Origin of the sequence: Aeromicrobium sp. REDSEA-S32_B7, assembly GCF_001626145.1 — a bacterium.
In the GTDB taxonomy this organism is placed as follows: Bacteria; Actinomycetota; Actinomycetes; order Propionibacteriales; family Nocardioidaceae; genus Aeromicrobium; species Aeromicrobium erythreum.
Genome location: NZ_LUNF01000117.1, coordinates 1 through 17,135, shown reverse-complemented (window position 1 = coordinate 17,135; position 17,135 = coordinate 1). Strand labels below are relative to the sequence as shown.

Annotated in this window: 13 protein-coding genes; 9 read left to right on the top strand and 4 right to left on the bottom strand. The window is 72.1% G+C overall.

Translation table 11 applies throughout. The annotated features are described in order from the left end of the window. Positions 1–146: 146 nt before the first annotated feature. Together A6Q79_RS08430 and A6Q79_RS08425 are read right to left on the bottom strand one after the other, a co-directional pair. On the bottom strand, positions 147–3,044 hold the full coding sequence (locus A6Q79_RS08430) for an Rne/Rng family ribonuclease (protein WP_317697729.1): 2,898 nt from the start codon (positions 3,042–3,044) through the stop codon (positions 147–149). Between the two features lie 180 nt (positions 3,045–3,224). Beyond that, the gene (locus tag A6Q79_RS08425) at positions 3,225–4,007 is read right to left on the bottom strand and encodes a TIGR03936 family radical SAM-associated protein (protein WP_067858965.1); all 783 of its coding nucleotides are present in this window, start codon (positions 4,005–4,007) and stop codon (positions 3,225–3,227) included. Positions 4,008–4,093: 86 nt separating this feature from the next. Between A6Q79_RS08425 and A6Q79_RS08420 the strand changes: the two genes are divergently transcribed. Next, entirely contained in the window at positions 4,094–5,353 is a 1,260-nt protein-coding gene (locus tag A6Q79_RS08420; RefSeq protein ID WP_083516422.1) for an MFS transporter, read from the top strand. 538 nt (positions 5,354–5,891) lie between these two features. Here A6Q79_RS08420 and A6Q79_RS08415 read toward each other — a convergent pair. Next, a complete protein-coding gene (locus A6Q79_RS08415; RefSeq protein ID WP_286690462.1) occupies positions 5,892–7,820 on the bottom strand; it encodes a TIGR03960 family B12-binding radical SAM protein in 1,929 nt (642 codons plus the stop codon). Positions 7,821–7,982: 162 nt separating this feature from the next. Here A6Q79_RS08415 and A6Q79_RS08410 point away from each other — a divergent pair, with 162 nt between their 5' ends. The 3 genes from A6Q79_RS08410 to A6Q79_RS08400 all read left to right on the top strand — a co-directional run bounded on the left by A6Q79_RS08410 (position 7,983) and on the right by A6Q79_RS08400 (position 10,618). Beyond that, entirely contained in the window at positions 7,983–8,774 is a 792-nt protein-coding gene (locus A6Q79_RS08410) for a lytic transglycosylase domain-containing protein (RefSeq protein ID WP_289016955.1), read from the top strand. Positions 8,775–8,799: 25 nt separating this feature from the next. Beyond that, positions 8,800–9,459: a hypothetical protein gene (locus A6Q79_RS08405; protein ID WP_286690460.1), complete on the top strand. Its 660-nt coding sequence runs from the start codon at positions 8,800–8,802 to the stop codon at positions 9,457–9,459. 229 nt (positions 9,460–9,688) lie between these two features. Continuing rightward, positions 9,689–10,618: a hypothetical protein gene (locus A6Q79_RS08400; RefSeq protein ID WP_286690459.1), complete on the top strand. Its 930-nt coding sequence runs from the start codon at positions 9,689–9,691 to the stop codon at positions 10,616–10,618. A gap of 96 nt (positions 10,619–10,714) precedes the next feature. Here the strand turns inward: A6Q79_RS08400 and ndk are convergent, their stop codons facing one another. Continuing rightward, positions 10,715–11,125 carry a nucleoside-diphosphate kinase gene (gene ndk / locus A6Q79_RS08395; protein ID WP_067858982.1) on the bottom strand — a complete coding sequence of 137 codons (411 nt, stop codon included), beginning with the start codon at positions 11,123–11,125 and terminating at the stop codon, positions 10,715–10,717. Between the two features lie 159 nt (positions 11,126–11,284). Between ndk and A6Q79_RS08390 the strand changes: the two genes are divergently transcribed. From A6Q79_RS08390 to A6Q79_RS08370, 5 genes are all read left to right on the top strand, one after another. Beyond that, complete coding sequence (locus A6Q79_RS08390; RefSeq protein ID WP_317697722.1) at positions 11,285–12,883, top strand: glycoside hydrolase family 13 protein; 1,599 nt, start codon at positions 11,285–11,287, stop codon at positions 12,881–12,883. Between the two features lie 103 nt (positions 12,884–12,986). Then, positions 12,987–14,300 (top strand): extracellular solute-binding protein, encoded by a 1,314-nt coding sequence (locus A6Q79_RS08385; RefSeq protein WP_144433765.1) that lies wholly within the window; start codon positions 12,987–12,989, stop codon positions 14,298–14,300. Continuing rightward, positions 14,297–15,208 (top strand): carbohydrate ABC transporter permease, encoded by a 912-nt coding sequence (locus A6Q79_RS08380; RefSeq protein WP_083516424.1) that lies wholly within the window; start codon positions 14,297–14,299, stop codon positions 15,206–15,208. Before A6Q79_RS08385 ends, A6Q79_RS08380 begins: the two co-directional genes overlap by 4 nt. 1 nt (position 15,209) lies before the next feature. After that, a complete protein-coding gene (locus tag A6Q79_RS08375) occupies positions 15,210–16,052 on the top strand; it encodes a carbohydrate ABC transporter permease (RefSeq protein ID WP_067858990.1) in 843 nt (280 codons plus the stop codon). Positions 16,053–16,055: 3 nt separating this feature from the next. Further along, positions 16,056–17,135: ABC transporter ATP-binding protein (locus A6Q79_RS08370; protein ID WP_286690457.1), on the top strand; the 1,080-nt coding region annotated here is incomplete at its 3' end.

Here is a 17,135-nt window from a genome sequence, read left to right as displayed (position 1 = left end):
GCTCAGCGGCTGCGCTGGACCGGGCCGGTGCCGGGCTCACACCCGGACAGGACGATCGGCGCGCACGGCGCGCCGAGGATCCATACTACGGACCCTCCCCCGGCTCGGTCAAAGCGGGGGTCTCGCCGGTCGGCTCGTCACCCTCGTCACCGGCGTCCGGCGCCGACTCGAGCTTCGGCTCCGGCTCGACGGTCGCGGGGACCTGCTCGGCCTCGGGCGTCGGCAGGGCGTCCGGCGTCGACCGCAGGGGCGGGCGACTCCGTCAGCGCCTCCTCCGACGTGCCCGTGGACGCGTCGTCGCTCGTCGCGGACTCGCTCGCGGCAGCGTCGGCCTTCGCGCGCGACGAGCCGCGACGCGAGCGCCCACCGCGCGACGACCCGGAGGTCGAGCCGCCGGAGGTGCCGTTCGAGGTGCTCGTGTCCGCACCGGACGTCTCGTCCGCCGTCGTCTCGTCGGTGGTCGTGTCGGCGGCGGCCTCGTCGTCGCGGCCCCGGCGGTTGCCGTTGCCGTTGCCGTTGCCGTTGCCGTTGCCGTTGCCGTTGCCGTTGCCGTTGCCACCGTTGCCACGCCCACGACGGGAGCGGCCGCGCGGCTCCTCCTTCTTGGGCTCGACCGGCTCGGCGGTCACGACCACGCCGCGACCGTCGCAGTGCTCGCACTCGGTGCTGAACGACTCGAGCAGGCCGGTGCCGATCCGCTTGCGGGTCATCTGCACCAGGCCGAGCGACGTCACCTCGGCCACCTGGTGGCGGGTGCGGTCGCGACCGAGGCACTCCACGAGGCGTCGCAGCACGAGGTCGCGGTTGCTCTCGAGCACCATGTCGATGAAGTCGACGACGATGATGCCGCCGATGTCGCGCAGCCGCAGCTGGCGCACGATCTCCTCGGCGGCCTCAAGGTTGTTCTTGGTCACCGTCTCCTCGAGGTTGCCCCCGGAGCCGGTGAACTTGCCGGTGTTGACGTCGACGACGGTCATCGCCTCGGTGCGGTCGATCACGAGCGAGCCGCCGGACGGTAGCCAGACCTTGCGCTGCAGCGCCTTCTGGATCTGCTCGTCGATGCGCAGCACGTCGAAGGAGTCGCGGCCGTCGTGGTCGGCGGGCGACCACTCCTGCAGCCGCTCCGCCAGGTCGGGCGCGACGTGGCGGATGTAGCCGGAGATGTTGTCCCAGGCGTCGGAGCCCTCGACCACGAGCGACGCGAAGTCCTCGTTGAACAGGTCGCGCACGACCTTGATGACGAGGTCGGGCTCGGCGTACAGCAGCTGCGGGGCCTTCGCCTTCGGCGAGGCGTCGTCGTCGAGCCCGGCCTTGACCTTGATGTCCTCCCAGCGGGCGGTCAGCGCCGTGACGTCGCGGGTGAGCTGGTCCTCCGTGGCCCCCTCGGCGGCCGTGCGCACGATGACGCCGGCGTCCTCGGGCAGCACCTCCTTGAGGAGGGCCTTGAGCCGCGAGCGCTCGGTGTCGGGCAGCTTGCGGGAGATGCCGTTGGACTGTCCGCCGGGCACGTAGACGAGGAAGCGACCGGGCAGGCTGATCTGGCTGGTGAGCCGCGCGCCCTTCTGGCCGATGGGGTCCTTCGTGACCTGCACGAGGATCTGCTGGCCGGGGCTCAGCGCCTCCTCGATCTTGCGCGCCTTGCCGTTCTGCACGCCGCTCCAGTCGACCTCGCCGGCGTAGATGACGGCGTTGCGACCGGCGCCGATGTCGACGAACGCGGCCTCCATGCTCGGCAGCACGTTCTGGACCTTGCCGAGGTAGACGTTGCCGATGAGCGACGTCTGGCTCTCGCGGGCCACGTAGTGCTCGACGAGCACGGAATCCTCGAGGACGGCGATCTGGGTGTAGTTGTCGGTGGAGCCGTGGCTGGTCGCGCGGTGCTGACGCACCACCATCTGGCGGTCGACGGCTTCGCGGCGGGCCAGGAACTCGGCCTCGGAGACGATCGGCGCACGACGACGACCGGCCTCGCGACCCTCGCGACGGCGCTGCTTCTTGGCCTCCAGACGGGTCGAGCCGGACACACCGGCGATCTCGTCCTCGGGGTTGCGGCCCTCACGGACCCGCACGACGGTGTTCTCGGGGTCGTCGGGCGACGCGGACGGCTTGTCACCGGCGCGTGCACGGCGGCGACGACGGCGCGTGGTGCCGCCCTGGCCCTCACCCTCCTGGTCGTCGGAGTCGGCAGCGGCCTGGTCGCCTTCGGCGTCGTCGGTCTGGGACTCGGCGGCGGTGCCGTCCTGGCCCTGGCTCTCGCGCGGCTCGTCGCTCTTGTTCCGGCGGCGTCCGCCACGGCTGCGGCGACGGCGCTTCGAGCCGCCACCCCCACCCTCGCCGGACTCGTCCTGGTCCTGCTCGGGCGCCGTGGTCGCCTCGGCCGTGGTCGCGTCGTCGGTGGACGTCTGCTCGTCGTCCTCGTCGTCGTCCTCGACCTGCGCCGCGGGCGCGGCGACCGGCTCGGGGGCCTGGAAGGCGACGGCGACGGGCGAGACCTCGTCGGCCGGGCGAGCGGCGCGGGGGGCGCGCTTGCGTGCGGGACGCTTGGCGGGGGCCTTGGCAGGCTGCTCCTCGCTCGCACCGGCCTCGTCGGTCACCGGCTCCTCGGCGACGGTCTCGTCGGCCGTGGAGCCCGTCGGCGCGTCCTCGACGGCGGGGTCGGCCGCGGGCTTCGAGGCGGCCTTCTTGCGCGGCGGACGCTTGCGAGCCGGCTTGGCAGCCGGGGCCGCAGCGGCGTCGGCCGTGGTGTCACCGGCGGTCGCCACGTCGTCGGCCGGGGCCTGTGCTGCGGCGTCATCGGCGACGGGTGCCGGCGGCGCGGCCTTGCGGGTGGAGCGTCGCGCGGGCGTCTTGGTGACGACCGTGGCGGTCGGTGCCTTCTCGGCCGGCGGGATGGTCGGCGCGGCGGGGGCGTCCGAGGCGGGCGCCGCGAAGATGTCGGTGCTCACCGCGGCAGGTGGCCCGGCGGGCCGGCCGGCGGCCCGGCGCCTGGTGCGCACCGCGGGGGTGGACTCGGTGGTCGGAGTGTTCGTGTCGTCGTCGAGCATGTGCTCTCCTCAGTCCCCGGGTACGCCGCAGGGCGGACGGGGTTCTGCGTCTGCGGCTCCCGCCCCGAGGGGCCGGTGCCGAAAGTCTTCTGTCGGGCCCGGAGCGCTGGCGCGTCCCGGGGTGGTCGACGTGCGGCCTGTCACTGGCTCCTCGCCCGGCCCGCCGCGGTCAGCACCCGATCAGGGTGCGTCGCGGTCGAGGGCGAGCGGATCGCCGACCGTCCCGGTCCCTGCGTCCAGAGGACCTTGGGCCGAGCGGGTCGCCAGCGGCGTCTGCTCGAGCGTCAAGTCCCCGCGGATGCGGAGTCCGGAGAGTACGTCGTCCGGTCGTACCGACGGGTTCTGGTGCCGGACGACCACGGTCAGTATCGCATACGCCACACCCGGACCGTCGGACGAACCGACCGACAGCGACTGGACGGCGGCCCGCGCGTCGAAGGTGCGCATGCCGCGCTTGGTCATCCGTTCGACGTCGACCTGCTCCGCCGCGAGGAACGCGTCGGCCGCCTCCTGGGCCCGCTCGACCGGCGTGTCGCGCAGCTCGATGACCCACTCGCTGGCCTCCAGGCGGTCGGCGAGCGAGCCTGCGCCCTGCCGTGCCGCGACGACCTCGAGGATGTCGATTCCCGGTGGGAGCGCGTCGTCGAGCGCGGCGCGCACGGCCTCGGGGTCGCGCGTCTCGGTGAGGCCGATCTCGAGGAACTCCGCCTCGCTGGCGGCACCCGTGGGGGCCGCTCCCGCGAAGGAGATCTTCGGGTGCGGCGTGTAGCCGGAGGAGAAGGCGATCGGCACCCGCGCGCGGCGCACGGCGCGCTCGAACGCGCGGCCGAAGTCGCGGTGGCTCGTGAACCGCAGCCGACCACGCTTGGCGAAACGGATCCGCAGCCGCTGCACGATGGGCAGCTGCGGGTTGGGCGCCTCGGGGTTGGGGGTGCCGCGCAGGGTCGTGCTGCCGTCGGACATGTCGTCGAGGGTACCGAGCGACGTCGCGCCGCGGGTCGGGTCGGGTCGCCCGCGCGACGGCCGGGACCCTGGCGTTGGATGGGTCGGTGACCTCCCCCGCCGACCCCACCTCGCCTGGCACGACCTCTTCGGGCACGACCTCGTCGACGCGCAGCGGTCCGGCCTGGTTGGTCGGCGCCGCGATCGTGCTGCTCGCCCTGAACCTGCGGGTCGCCGTCGGCAGCGTCGGCGTGGTGGTCGACCCCTTGCGTGACGACCTCGGAATGAGCGCGACCGTCGCCGGCGTGCTGACGACGCTGCCGGTGCTGTGCTTCGCCGTGTTCGGGGCGACGACGTCGCGGGTGGTCCGCGTCCTGGGCCTCGACCGCACCGCCGCGACGCTGCTCGTGGTGCTGGCGCTCGGCCTGGCGTCCCGCGCGACGGTCGGCTCCACCGTCCCGTTCCTCGTCCTCTCCGTGGTGACGCTCGCCGCCTGCGCGGTCGGCAACGTGATCCTGCCGGCCCTCGCGAAGGAGCACTTCCCGGACCGCCTGGCCCTCGTCGGGGCGCTGTACGGGGCGGCGCTCATGGCCGGCGGTGCGGCCAGCTCGGTGGTCACCGTGCCCGTGTCCGACGCCCTCGGCGACTGGCGTGCCGGTGTGGCCGTGTGGGCGCTGCTCGCCGTCGCCGCCCTGCTGCCGTGGCTCCCGGTGGCGCTGCGGTCGAGCCGGACCGCAGGGCTGGAGCGGCCATCGGGCATCCCGCTGTCGCAGGTAGCCCGCAGCCGGCTCGCGTGGGTGTGCACCCTCTGCTTCGCCGTGCAGGCCGCGCAGGCCTACGCACAGTTCGGCTGGTTCCCGACGATCCTCGCCGACGCGGGCCTCGCGAGCGGCACGGCCGGAGCGATGCAGGGCCTGCTCGCCGCCGTCGGCATCCCGATGACGCTGCTGCTGCCGCCGCTCGTCGCCCGGCTCGGCGGCACCGGCGTGCTGCCGTGGTCGTTCGCGGCGCTCACCGTCGCCGGCTGGGGCGGCGTGCTGGCCGCGCCGACGGCCGCACCGTGGCTGTGGGCCGTGCTGCTCGGCCTGGGCGGGTGCACCTTCACCTGGGTGCTGATCATGTTCGGTCGTCGCACCCGCACCACCGAGGGCACCGCCGCCCTCTCCGCCTTCGCCCAGTCCGTCGGCTACCTCCTCGCCGGCCTCGGCCCGTTCGGCACCGGCCTCCTCCACGACCTCACCGGCTCCTGGACCGTCCCCGTCGTCGTCCTCATGGCCGCCGCCGTCCTCATCGGCTTCCTCGGCACCCTCGTCGACCGTGGCGGCACCGTCGAGGACGACCTCGCGTCCGCGTCGCGGGTGGGGTGAGGGTCGGGCGGGGGTCCGTTCCCGCTGGGAGCGCTGCCTGCGCTGCCGCAGGGGGCCACGACCTGCTGCTGCGCTGCCGCAGGGCGTCTCTACCTGCTGGTGCGCTGCCTTGGCCTTCGCTGTGTCTGGTCTCCGAAAGGGCCTCGACCGGGCGGCTGGCCTCCGCGCTGGTCTGGGGTCTCGGGCTGTGGCTCGGGCACGGAGTGGGCGCAGGGTTCTGCGTTTGCTACGGGATCCCGTCGTGAACGCAGAAGCCTTCGGACTTGAGCGCGCGAACGCAGAGACGTCTGCGCCAACAGCCCGCCAACGCCGAACCTTCGCCCGAGAACCGCAGAGACGAAGAATCCTGCGTCCAAGCGCGAGCCCAGACCAGACCCCGAGACCCGAAGCCGTGGCCAGGACCGCTGCCGGTCGAGGCCCTTTCGGAGGCCACCCCAGCGTGAGCCGAGGCAGCGCACCAGCAAGCACAAGCCACCTACGGCAGCGCAGCAGCAAGAAGAGACCCCGCAGCGCCACGATCACGCAGACGGCACGGGCCTCACACCACGGTGAGCGGCAGCAGCTTCTGCCCGGTCGGGCCGATCTGGATGTCGGTGCCCATCTGGGGGCAGACGCCGCAGTCGTAGCAGGGCGTCCAGCGGCAGTCCTCGATCTCGAGGGCCTCGGGGTCGAGAGCGTCCTCCCAGTCCTCCCACAGCCACTCCTTGTCGAGGCCGGCGTCGAGGTGGTCCCACGGGAGGACCTCGTCGTGACCGCGCTCGCGGGTGGTGTACCAGTCGAGGTCGACGGGCTGGTCGGCGAAGACGTCGGCCGCCTTCGACTCCCAGCGCTCGAAGGAGAAGTGCTCGCTCCAGCCGTCGAAGCGGCCCCCGTCGCGCCACACCTCCTCGATGACGCGGCCCACGCGACGGTCACCGCGCGAGAGCAGTCCCTCGACGATGCCGGGGCGTCCGTCGTGGTAGCGGAAGCCGATGGCGCGACCGAAGCGCTTGTCCGACTGCACCGACTCGCGCAGCTTGCGCAGCCGCTCGTCGGTGGTCTCGTGGTCGAGCTGCGCGGCCCACTGGAACGGGGTCTGCGGCTTCGGCACGAAGCCACCGATGCTCACGGTGCAGCGGATGTCGCGCCGCCCCGACGCCTCACGTCCGGCCTCGATGACCTTCTTGGCGAGCACCCCGATCTGGAGCACGTCCTCGTCGGTCTCCGTCGGCAGGCCGCACATGAAGTAGAGCTTCACCTGCCGCCAGCCGTGCGAGTAGGCGGCGGTGACGGTGCGGATGAGGTCGTCCTCGGTGACGGCCTTGTTGATCACCTTGCGCAGCCGCTCGCTGCCGCCCTCCGGCGCGAACGTCAGGCCGGAGCGTCGGCCGTTGCGGCTGAACTCGTTGGCGAGCGTGATGTTGAAGGCGTCGACCCGCGTCGACGGCAGCGACAGTGACGTGTTCGTGCCCTCGTACCGGTCGCCCAGCTGCTTGGCGAGGTCGCCGATCTCGGTGTGGTCGGCGCTCGACAGGCTGAGCAGGCCGACCTCCTGGTAGCCCGACCGCTGCAGCCCGGTGTCGATCATCTCGCCGATGGTCTGCAGCGACCGCTCGCGCACCGGGCGCGTGATCATGCCGGCCTGGCAGAACCGGCAGCCGCGCGTGCACCCGCGGAAGATCTCGACGGAGTAGCGCTCGTGGACGGTCTCGGCGAGCGGCACGAGCGGGTTGCGCGGGTAGGGCCACTGGTCGAGGTCCATGACGGTGTGCTTGCGCACGCGCCAGGGCACGCCGTCGCGGTTCGGCCGGACCGACGCGATGCGGCCGTCGTCGTGGTAGTCGACGTCGTAGAAGCGCGGGACGTAGACGCCGCCGGAGGCCGCGAGGCGCAGCAGCAGCTCGTCGCGTCCGCCCGGACGTCCCTCGTCCTTCCACTCGCGCACGACCTCGCTGATCGCCAGGGCGATCTCCTCGCCGTCGCCGAGCACGGCGGCGTCGAGGAAGTCGGCCACCGGCTCGGGGTTGAAGGCGCTGTGCCCGCCGGCGAGGACGATCGGGTCGTCGTCGGTGCGGTCGGCGGCGTGCAGCGGGATGCCGGCGAGGTCGAGAGCGGTGAGCATGTTCGTGTAGCCGAGCTCGGTGGCGAAGGAGATGCCGAGCACGTCGAACGCCCGGACGGGGCGGTGCGCGTCGACCGTGAACTGCGGGATCGCGTGCTCGCGCATCACCGCCTCCATGTCGGCCTGCACGGCGTAGGTGCGCTCGGCGAGCAGCCAGTCGCGCTCGTTGAGCACCTCGTAGAGGATCTGGACGCCCTGGTTGGGCAGACCCACCTCGTAGGCGTCGGGGTACATCAGCGCCCAGCGGACGCTGACGTCGTCCCACTCCTTCACCGTCGCGTTGAGCTCGCCGCCGACGTACTGGATCGGCTTGCCGACGGTGGGCAGGAGGGGCTCGAGACGAGGGAAGACGGACTCGACGGACATGCCCTCCAGGGTACGGGGCGAACGGGCGTGGTCGAGACCCCGCGGGCTCGGTCCCTGCGTCCGACCTGAGAGAACCTGCCGCGGCTCTCAGTCTCGACGTCTACAGTGGAGGCTTCGTCCCGGGCCCTTCCCCGCCCCGTCCCCGAGCCTGCAGGAGAGTGTGTGCGTCACGACGAGATCGTCGACCGGTCGGGCGGTCGGCACCGGATGGCACGTCACCGCGCACCGTCGGCGTTCGAGCGCCGGCGCGATCGCGCCCTCGACACCCTGGCCGACGTCACCGACGCGCTGCCCAGCAAGCGCGCCCTCTCGGCGTGCGCCGTGGGCGGCGTGGTCGTGGTCAGCGGCCTGACCGCCGGCGCCCAGGCCGTGGGCTCCAGCCCCGCCGCCGCGGCCACCGAGGAGGCCGGGCTGCGTCCCGTCGCCGCGATCGCGACGCCGCTCGCCGCCGCGCAGCGCGTGTCCGACGCCGTGCTCGTGCAGCAGGAGGCCGACTCGAAGGTCGACGAGCTGAAGGCGAAGGCCGAGGGTCAGCGTGCCGCCAGCGAGCGCGCCGCCGACGAGGCCCGCGAGGCCGCAGCCCGCGCGGAGGCGCGTCGCAAGGCCGCCGCCGAGGCCAAGGCGGAAGCCGCTCGCCAGAAGGCGCTCGAGGATGCCGACCCCCGCGCCGTCGCGCAGGCCATGCTCGCCGACTTCGGCTGGGACGCCAGCCAGTTCCAGTGCCTCGACAACATCTGGACGCAGGAGAGCGGCTGGCAGGTCGACGCCGAGAACCCCGGCTCCGGCGCCTACGGCATCCCGCAGTCGCTGCCCGGCTCGAAGATGGCGTCGGCCGGCTCCGACTGGCAGACGAACCCCGCCACGCAGATCCGGTGGGGTCTGGGGTACATCCAGGACCGCTACGGATCCCCCTGCGAGGCGTGGTCGTTCAAGCAGGGTGCCGGCTGGTACTGAGCCGACGTCCGTAGGCTCTCCTGCCATGGGTCTGTTCAACCGGCGCAAGCCGCCGATCACGCTCTCCTACGTCCCGAAGTCGACCGATCCCGACGCACCCGACCAGACGGTCACGCTGCGCAACGGCTCCGAAGTCGGCCTGCGTCCGATCCTGCGCTTCGTCCCGCGCGACGTGTACGGCCGTGAGCTGCCGAACGTCGAGGTGGGCACCGTGCTGGGCATCGACCGCGGCGAGGTCGTCGCGCCGCCCGGCGCGAGCGCCGTCGACGTGCTGCACTTCCACGGGCAGGGGGCCCGCAACGTGCGCGGCGTCGAGGTGCACGTCGAGGCCATGGAGCAGGTCGACCTCCACGGTGTCGTCGCCCCCGTCGAGGCCGTCATGGTCGACCTCGAGGAGCGCGCGACCCTCGAGCCTGCCGAGTTCTGGGGCGTCGGCCTCGTGAACCGCAACGAGGTGCCGATCAGCGTCGGCGTCACGCTCGTCGAGTACGAGGACCGGGTCGGGGACGCGCCGCGCCAGGCGGTCGACGCCGTGACCCTCCAGGGCACCGTCGACATCGCCTCGCAGTCGCACGAGGTCGTCTGGCTGCCCGAGGAGGTCCGCGGACGCTTCCACGGCGTCCTCGCCCACGTCGTCGTCCCCTGGGCCGGCCCCGCCGACCCTCCCCCGCTCGACCCCGCCTGACCTGGCTGGTGGGGACGCACGATTCTGCGTTCCTGAGCGATCCTGCGCACCGGGCCAAAGAATGCTGCGTTCACGTCCGGATCCCGTCGCGACCGCATAAGCGCTCGAGCTCGGCACGCGAAGGCAGCATCGTGCGCGCGGTTGTGGACGGGCCTACGCCGACGACACGGTCGTCCACAGCTCGCGACACCCGTCCCCGTCACAGCGCGGAGCCAGGCAGCGTGGACGCATGGACACGGTGTTGAGCATCCGCGAGGCGCAGGACCTCTTCGGCGCGTGGCCCGTCCGGCGGCGCATCCGTGACGGCCTCTGGACCCGCCCTTGCCGCGGTGTCGTCGTCACCCACAATGGACCACTGAGCCAGCACGAGCGCGACCTTCTGGCGCTCGCGTCGTCACCCCCGCGCTCGGCCCTCGGCGGGGCCGCGGCGCTGCGCCACGACGGGTTCGACGCCCGCGACCCGCGCCACCTCGTCGTGCTCCCGTCGGGGGCACGAGCACCGTCGTGGCCGGGTGCGACCCCGCACTGGTCCGGCGCGCTCGATGACGACGACGTGCATCCCGAGCGTCGTCCACGCCGCACACGGCCCGCTCGGTCGGTGCTCGACGCCGCCTCGTGGCACGGCAGCGAGCGGTACGCCCGCTGGATCGTCATCAGCGCGCTGCAGTGCGGGCTCGTCACGCCCCGGCACCTGCGCGAGGCCCTGACCCGACGCGGTCGGTGCCGCCACCGCAGCGTCATCGTCTCCTCGATCCTCGACGCGTCGGGAGGCATCCAGTCGGTGCCCGAGCGCGACTTCGCCGCGATCTGGCGCGCGAGCGGGCTGCCCCGAGCCAGCAGGCAGGAGGCAGTCCGCGGACCGAGCGGGCGCTTCTACCTCGACGTCTGGTGCGAGCAGCTCGGGTTCGGTGTGGAGGTCCACGGGATCCCGCACCTCGCGGTTGAGCAGTGGGACGACGACCTGGTGCGCGCCAACGAGGTGGTGATCACCGGTCGGCACGGCCTGACCTTCTCCTCCTACGCGGTGCGGAACCACCCAGGGAGCGTCCTGGACCAGCTCGACCGCATCGCTCGGGCGCACGGCTGGGAGGGCGCCCCGGCACCCGAGCTCCTGCCGCGCTCCCCGAACCGGCGCACGATGCGACGTTCCCGTGCGTGACGGTCCACGACGCTGCGTTCGTGTCGGGATCCCGTCACCGACGCAGCATCGTTCGGCCGGCCGCACACGAACGCAGAATCTTGCGCCGAGGTGGGGTCAGGCGAGGGACGGGAACCAGAGGGCGATCTCGCGGGCGGCGGACTCCTCGGAGTCCGACGCGTGGACGAGGTTCTCGCGGTTCGACAGCGAGAGGTCGCCGCGGATGGTGCCGGGGGCGGCGGCGCGGCCGTCGGTGGCGCCGTTGAGCGCACGGACGACGGCGATGGCCTCGTCGCCCTCCAGCACGAGGGAGACGAGCGGGCCCGAGGTCGCGAACGCGCGCAGCGGCGGGTACCAGGGCTGCTCGACGTGCTCCGCGTAGTGGGCGTCGGCCTGCTCGGCGTCGATGGCGCGGTGCTCCATCGCCACGATCGTGAGGCCCTTGGCCTCGTAGCGGCGGAGGACCTCGCCGACGAGGCCGCGGCGGACGGTGTCGGGCTTGAGCAGGACGAGCGTGCGCTGGGACATGCCCTCAACCTAGCGGGGGCGGGGCTCCCCGCCCGACCGTGGTGGCTGCGTCGGTAGCGTGGGACACGACCTCCGGCGGCGGGGGCGCGGGCCCTCACCCACCACCTGGCGGCGGCACGACGCGTCCTCGACCGTCGACCCGCGAGCCCCGGAGGAACCGTGAGCAACCAGCCGTGGTGGCGCCACGCCGTCATCTACCAGGTCTACCCGCGCTCGTGGGCCGACGCGGACGGCGACGGCGTCGGCGACCTGCCCGGCATCACGTCGCGCCTGGAGCACCTCGCCGACCTCGGCGTCGACGCGCTGTGGCTCTCGCCCTTCTACGTCTCCCCGCAGAACGACGGCGGCTACGACGTGGCCGACTTCCGCGACGTCGACCCGCTGTTCGGCACGCTCGCCGACCTCGACGCCCTCGTCGCGCGCGCCCACGACCTCCGCCTGCGGGTGGTCGTCGACGTCGTGCCGAACCACACGTCGAGCGAGCACCCCTGGTTCCGCGCCGCGCTCGCCGCCGGTCCCGGCAGCCCCGAACGCGCCCGCTACGTGTTCCGCCCGGGCCGCGGCGACGACGGCTCCGAGCCCCCGAACAACTGGCAGTCCAAGTTCGACGGCCCGGCCTGGACCCGCACGACCGACCCCGACGGCTCCCCCGGCGAGTGGTACCTGCACCTCTTCGACGGCTCGCAGCCCGACCTCGACTGGACGAACCCCGAGGTGCACGCCGAGCTGGAGTCGGTGCTGCGCTTCTGGCTCGACCGCGGCGTCGACGGGTTCCGCATCGACGTCGCGCACGGCCTGGTGAAGGCCGACGGGCTGCCCGACGCCGACCTCAGCCTCGACGAGACCCGCGACCGCAGCAGCCTCCTGCCCATGTGGGACCAGCCCGGCGTGCACGACGTGTACCGCCGGTGGCGCGCGCTCGTCGAGGAGTACCGCGGCACGCAGACCGCGCTGTGGGGCGAGGACGACGACCGGATGCTGTGCGGCGAGGCCTGGGTGCAGCCCGCCGAGGCGCTCGCCGCGTACGTGCGGCCCGACGAGCTGCACCAGACCTTCAACTTCTCCTTCCTCATGACGCCGTGGCGGGCCGACGCCCTGCGCGCGTCGGTCGACGACGCCCTGGCCAGCGCCGGCGCCGTCGGTGCGCCGCAGACGTGGGTGCTCTCCAACCACGACGTCGTGCGTCACGCGACGCGTCTCGGCCGGTCCGACGCGACCCAGGTGGCCGAGGTCGAGGGGATCGGACCGCGCGACGAGCAGCCCGACCCCGTGCTCGGTCTGCGCCGTGCTCGCGCGGCCACCGCGCTCATGCTCGCGCTCCCCGGATCGGCCTACCTCTACCAGGGCGAGGAGCTGGGCCTGCCCGACCACACGCGGCTGCCCGACGAGGTGCTGCAGGACCCGACGTTCGCGCGCTCGGGCGGCCCCCGCCACGGACGCGGGTACGCCGACCTGGCGCCCGGTCGTCAGCGTGGCGTCGAGGGCTCGACGCTCGAGCTCTACCGCCGGCTCCTGCGCGTCCGTCGCGAGCTCGGGCTCGGCACGGCCACCCTCACGTGGCTGCCCGACGCCCCGCCCGACGTGCTCGCCCTGCGGCTCCTCGACGCCGACGGCACGCGCGTCGCGGAGGTGCGCACGAACCTCTCCGACGCCCCCGTCACGCTCCCCGCCGGCGAGGTCCTCGTGGCCAGCGGCGACCTCGACGACGGCCGGCTCCCGTCGGACACGACCGTGTGGACACGCCTCACCGGGTCCTGACCGATCGTCCCGGTCCTGGGTTGCGTCGTCGTCGGCGCGCCCCTACGTTGAGGAGTCCCGTGTGGCGCCGATCACCACGGGACGAGCGAACGGGAGGCAGCTCATGACGGGCAGACGACGACGGACCGCAGCGGTGGTCGCGAGCGTCGCGCTCGGCTCCTCGCTGCTCGCCGCGTGCGGCGGGTCGAGCGGGAAGCCGACGCTGACCTGGTACATCAACCCCGACGGCCAGGACACGCTGAACGCGCTGGCCGACAGGTGCAGCACCGACGACTACGACATCGACATCCGGCTGCTGCCCGCCAGCGCCACCGACCAGCGCACGCAGCTCGCGCGGCGGCTCGCGGCCGGCGACAGCTCGACCGACCTGATGAGCCTCGATCCGGTGTTCGTGCCGGAGTTCGCGAACGCGAAGTGGCTCAAGCCGTTCGAGGGCGAGCAGGCCGACGCGGTGCTCGACGACGACGTCCTCAAGGGCGCTGCCGAGACGGTCACGTGGAACGACGAGGTGGTCGCCGCGCCGCAGTGGGCCAACACCCAGGTGGTCTGGTACCGCAAGTCCCTCGCGCAGGCGGCCGGTCTCGACATGAGCCGGCCCGTCACGTGGGACCAGGTGATCGACGCCGCCTCGCAGGAGGGCGGCACCGTCGGCGTCCAGGCCAACAAGTACGAGGCCTACGTCGTGTGGATCAACAGCCTCATCCAGGGCGCGGGCGGCAACATCCTCGACCCGTCGACCGTCGAGGACGGTCGCGACGCCAAGGTCACCATCGACAGCGAGGCTGGCAAGGAGGCCGCCGCCGTCATCCGGAAGCTGGCGAGGTCCAAGGCCGCGCAGCCCGACTTCACGACGTCGAACGAGGGCACCAGCCTCGGCCAGATGTTCCCGGCCGAGGGGCCCGGTGAGTTCATGACCAACTGGACCTTCGTCTACAAGAACTACGAGGGACTCGTCGGCAAGGCGGGCGGACCGAAGGACGAGGACGAGCTGAAGGACCTCGGCTGGGCCCGCTACCCACAGACCGTGGAGGGCGAGGAGTCGCGGCCCCCGATCGGCGGCATCGACATCGGCGTCGGCGCCTTCTCGAAGCACCCCGACTTCGCCCAGGAGGCCGCCGTGTGCGTCACGAACGCCGAGGCGCAGCGCGACCTCGCCGTCAACGAGGGCCTCATGCCGGCGCGCCAGTCGGTCTACGACTCCGCAGCGCTCAAGGACGCCTACCCGGCCGACCTGCTCGCCCTGTGGGCCGAGAGCATCGACACCGGCGGCCCGCGCCCGAAGAGCGCGTTCTACAGCCAGATCTCGAGCGCGATCCAGTCCGTCTGGCACTCCCCGCGCCAGGTCGACCCCGACACCACGCCGAAGAAGTCGGCCGACTTCCTGGGCGCCGTCCTCCGAGGGGAGGCCCTGCTGTGAGCACCTCCACCGCCACCCGCGCCTCCGACCGCAGCCGCGGCGAGAACCGGCTCGCCCTGAGGCTGGTGGCGCCGGCCGTCGCGCTGATGCTGCTCGTCACCGCGTTCCCGATGCTGCGTGCGCTCTACCTGTCGCTCTTCAGCTACTCGCTGACGGCTCCCGACGAGCGCGAGTTCGTCGGCCTCGACAACTACGTGACGGCCCTGACCGACAGCCTCTTCTGGCGCGACACCGCGAACACCGTCTTCATCATGGTCGTGACCGTCGCCGTCGAGCTGGTCATCGGCTTCGCCTTCGCGATGGTGATGCACCGGCTGATCTTCGCCCGCGGGCTCGTGCGGACCTCGATCCTCATCCCCTACGGCATCATCACCGTCGTCTCCGGCTTCGCCTGGCAGTTCGCGTTCTCCAACACCAACGGCTTCGTGAACCAGTGGCTGCCGTTCGTCGCCGACGACTTCAACTGGTTCGCGAGCTACGAGAGCTCGATGGTCGCGATCATGGTGTCGGAGATCTGGAAGACCACGCCGTTCATGGCGCTGCTCCTGCTCGCCGGTCTGGCCCAGGTGCCCGAGGACATGCTCGAGGCGGCCAAGGTCGACGGCGCCACGTGGTGGCAGCGGCTGTGGAAGGTGATCCTGCCGAACATGCGCGCCGCCATCATGGTGGCGGTGCTGTTCCGCGCGCTCGACGCCTACCGCATCTTCGACAACATCTTCGTCATGACCGCCGGCGCCAACGGCACCGAGTCGATCTCCTTCCTGACCTACCGGCAGGTGATCGAGCAGTTCCAGCTGGGCATCGGCTCGGCCCTCTCGGTGCTGCTGTTCCTCTCGGTGCTGGTGGTCGCCTTCCTCATCGTCAAGATCTTCCGCGTCAACCTCGCGGACGCGCGGCAGGAGGCGTGAGATGACCAAGAACCCCCTCACCCGCGTCGGCACGCTCGTCGGCTTCGTCCTGATCCTGCTGTGGTGCCTCCTGCCGGTGGCCTGGATCATCTCGTTGTCGTTCAAGAGCCAGGAGGCGGTCACCAACGGCAGCCCCGGGTTCCTCCCCGGCGACGCCTGGACGGGCCTCGACAACTACCGACAGGTGCTGCAGGACGACAACTTCCTGCTCGCCATCCGCAACTCGATCGTCGTGTCGCTGAGCGCCACGCTGATCTCCGTCGCCCTGGCCACGCTCACCGCGTACGCGGTCGCGCGACTGGAGTTCAAGGGGAAGCGGTTCGTCCTCACCACCGCGCTCGTGATCGCCATGTTCCCCGTGGTCTCGCTGGTCGGGCCGCTGTTCGACATGTGGCGCACGTTCGGGCTGTACGACACGTGGTGGGGCCTGATGATCCCCTACATCTCCTTCACGCTGCCCCTCGCGATCTGGACGCTCTCGGCCTTCTTCCGCGAGATCCCGTGGGAGATGGAGCAGGCCGCGCAGGTCGACGGCGCGACGTCGTGGCAGGCGTTCCGCAAGGTGATCGTCCCGCTGGCGGCGCCCGGCGTGTTCACCGCCGCGATCCTGACGTTCTTCTTCGCGTGGAACGACTTCGTCTTCGGCATCTCGCTCACGTCGACCGAGCGTGCCCGACCCATCCCCGCGGCGCTGTCGTTCTTCGTCGGCGCCGACCCGTTCAACCGGCCGGCCTCGCTGCTGGCGGCCGCCGCCGTCGTCGCCACGGTGCCGGTCATCCTCCTCGTCCTGTTCTTCCAGCGAAAGATCGTCGCGGGCCTCACCGCCGGCGCAGTGAAGGGTTGATCCATGGCCACCATCGAGATGAAGAACATCGTCAAGAAGTACGGTGACGGCTTCCCCGCGGTCAACGACGTCAGCATCGACGTCGCCGACGGCGAGTTCCTGATCCTCGTCGGCCCCTCGGGCTGCGGGAAGTCGACGCTGCTGCGGATGATCGTCGGCCTGGAGGACATCACCTCCGGCGACATGGTCATCGGCGGCGAGCGCGTGAACGACCTCGCGCCGCGCGACCGCAACCTGGCGATGGTCTTCCAGAACTACGCGCTCTACCCGCACCTCACGGTGTACGAGAACATCGCCTTCCCGCTGCGGCTGAAGAAGCGCCCCGAGAAGGAGATCGACGAGAAGGTCCGTCAGGCGAGCAGGACGCTCGACCTCGACGAGCACCTCGAGCGCAAGCCCGGCAACCTGTCCGGCGGTCAGCGCCAGCGCGTGGCGATGGGTCGCGCGATCGTCCGCGACGCGAAGGCGTTCCTGTTCGACGAGCCGTTGTCGAACCTCGACGCGAAGCTGCGCGGCCAGATGCGCACCGAGATCGCCCGGCTGCAGAAGCAGCTCGGCATCACCACCGTCTACGTCACGCACGACCAGACCGAGGCCATGACGCTCGGCGACCGGGTGGCCGTCATGAAGCGCGGCGTCCTGCAGCAGCTCGCCTCGCCCCGCGAGCTGTACGAGCAGCCCGTCAACCTGTTCGTGGCCGGCTTCATCGGCTCCCCGCCGATGAACTTCCTGCCCGCGACCGTCGAGGACGGCCAGGTCACGCTGCCGTTCGGCACGTTCCCGCTGCCCGCCGACAAGGCCGAGCGCACCGAGGGCAAGGGGCTGCTGCTCGCGGGCATCCGGCCCGAGCACTTCGAGGACGTGTCCGTGATGGCCGACGACGCGGTCGACGGCACGCGCACGTTCCAGGCCCACGTGGACGTGCGCGAGTGGCTCGGCGACCAGCAGTACGCCTACGTGCCCTACGACGCCGAGGCGCAGGTCCAGGACCAGCTGCGCGACCTCGCCCGCGAGGCCGACAGCGAGTCGCTGCGCACCCAGCTCGTCGTCTCGCTCGACGCGGCGAGCGGCGCGCAGGGCGAC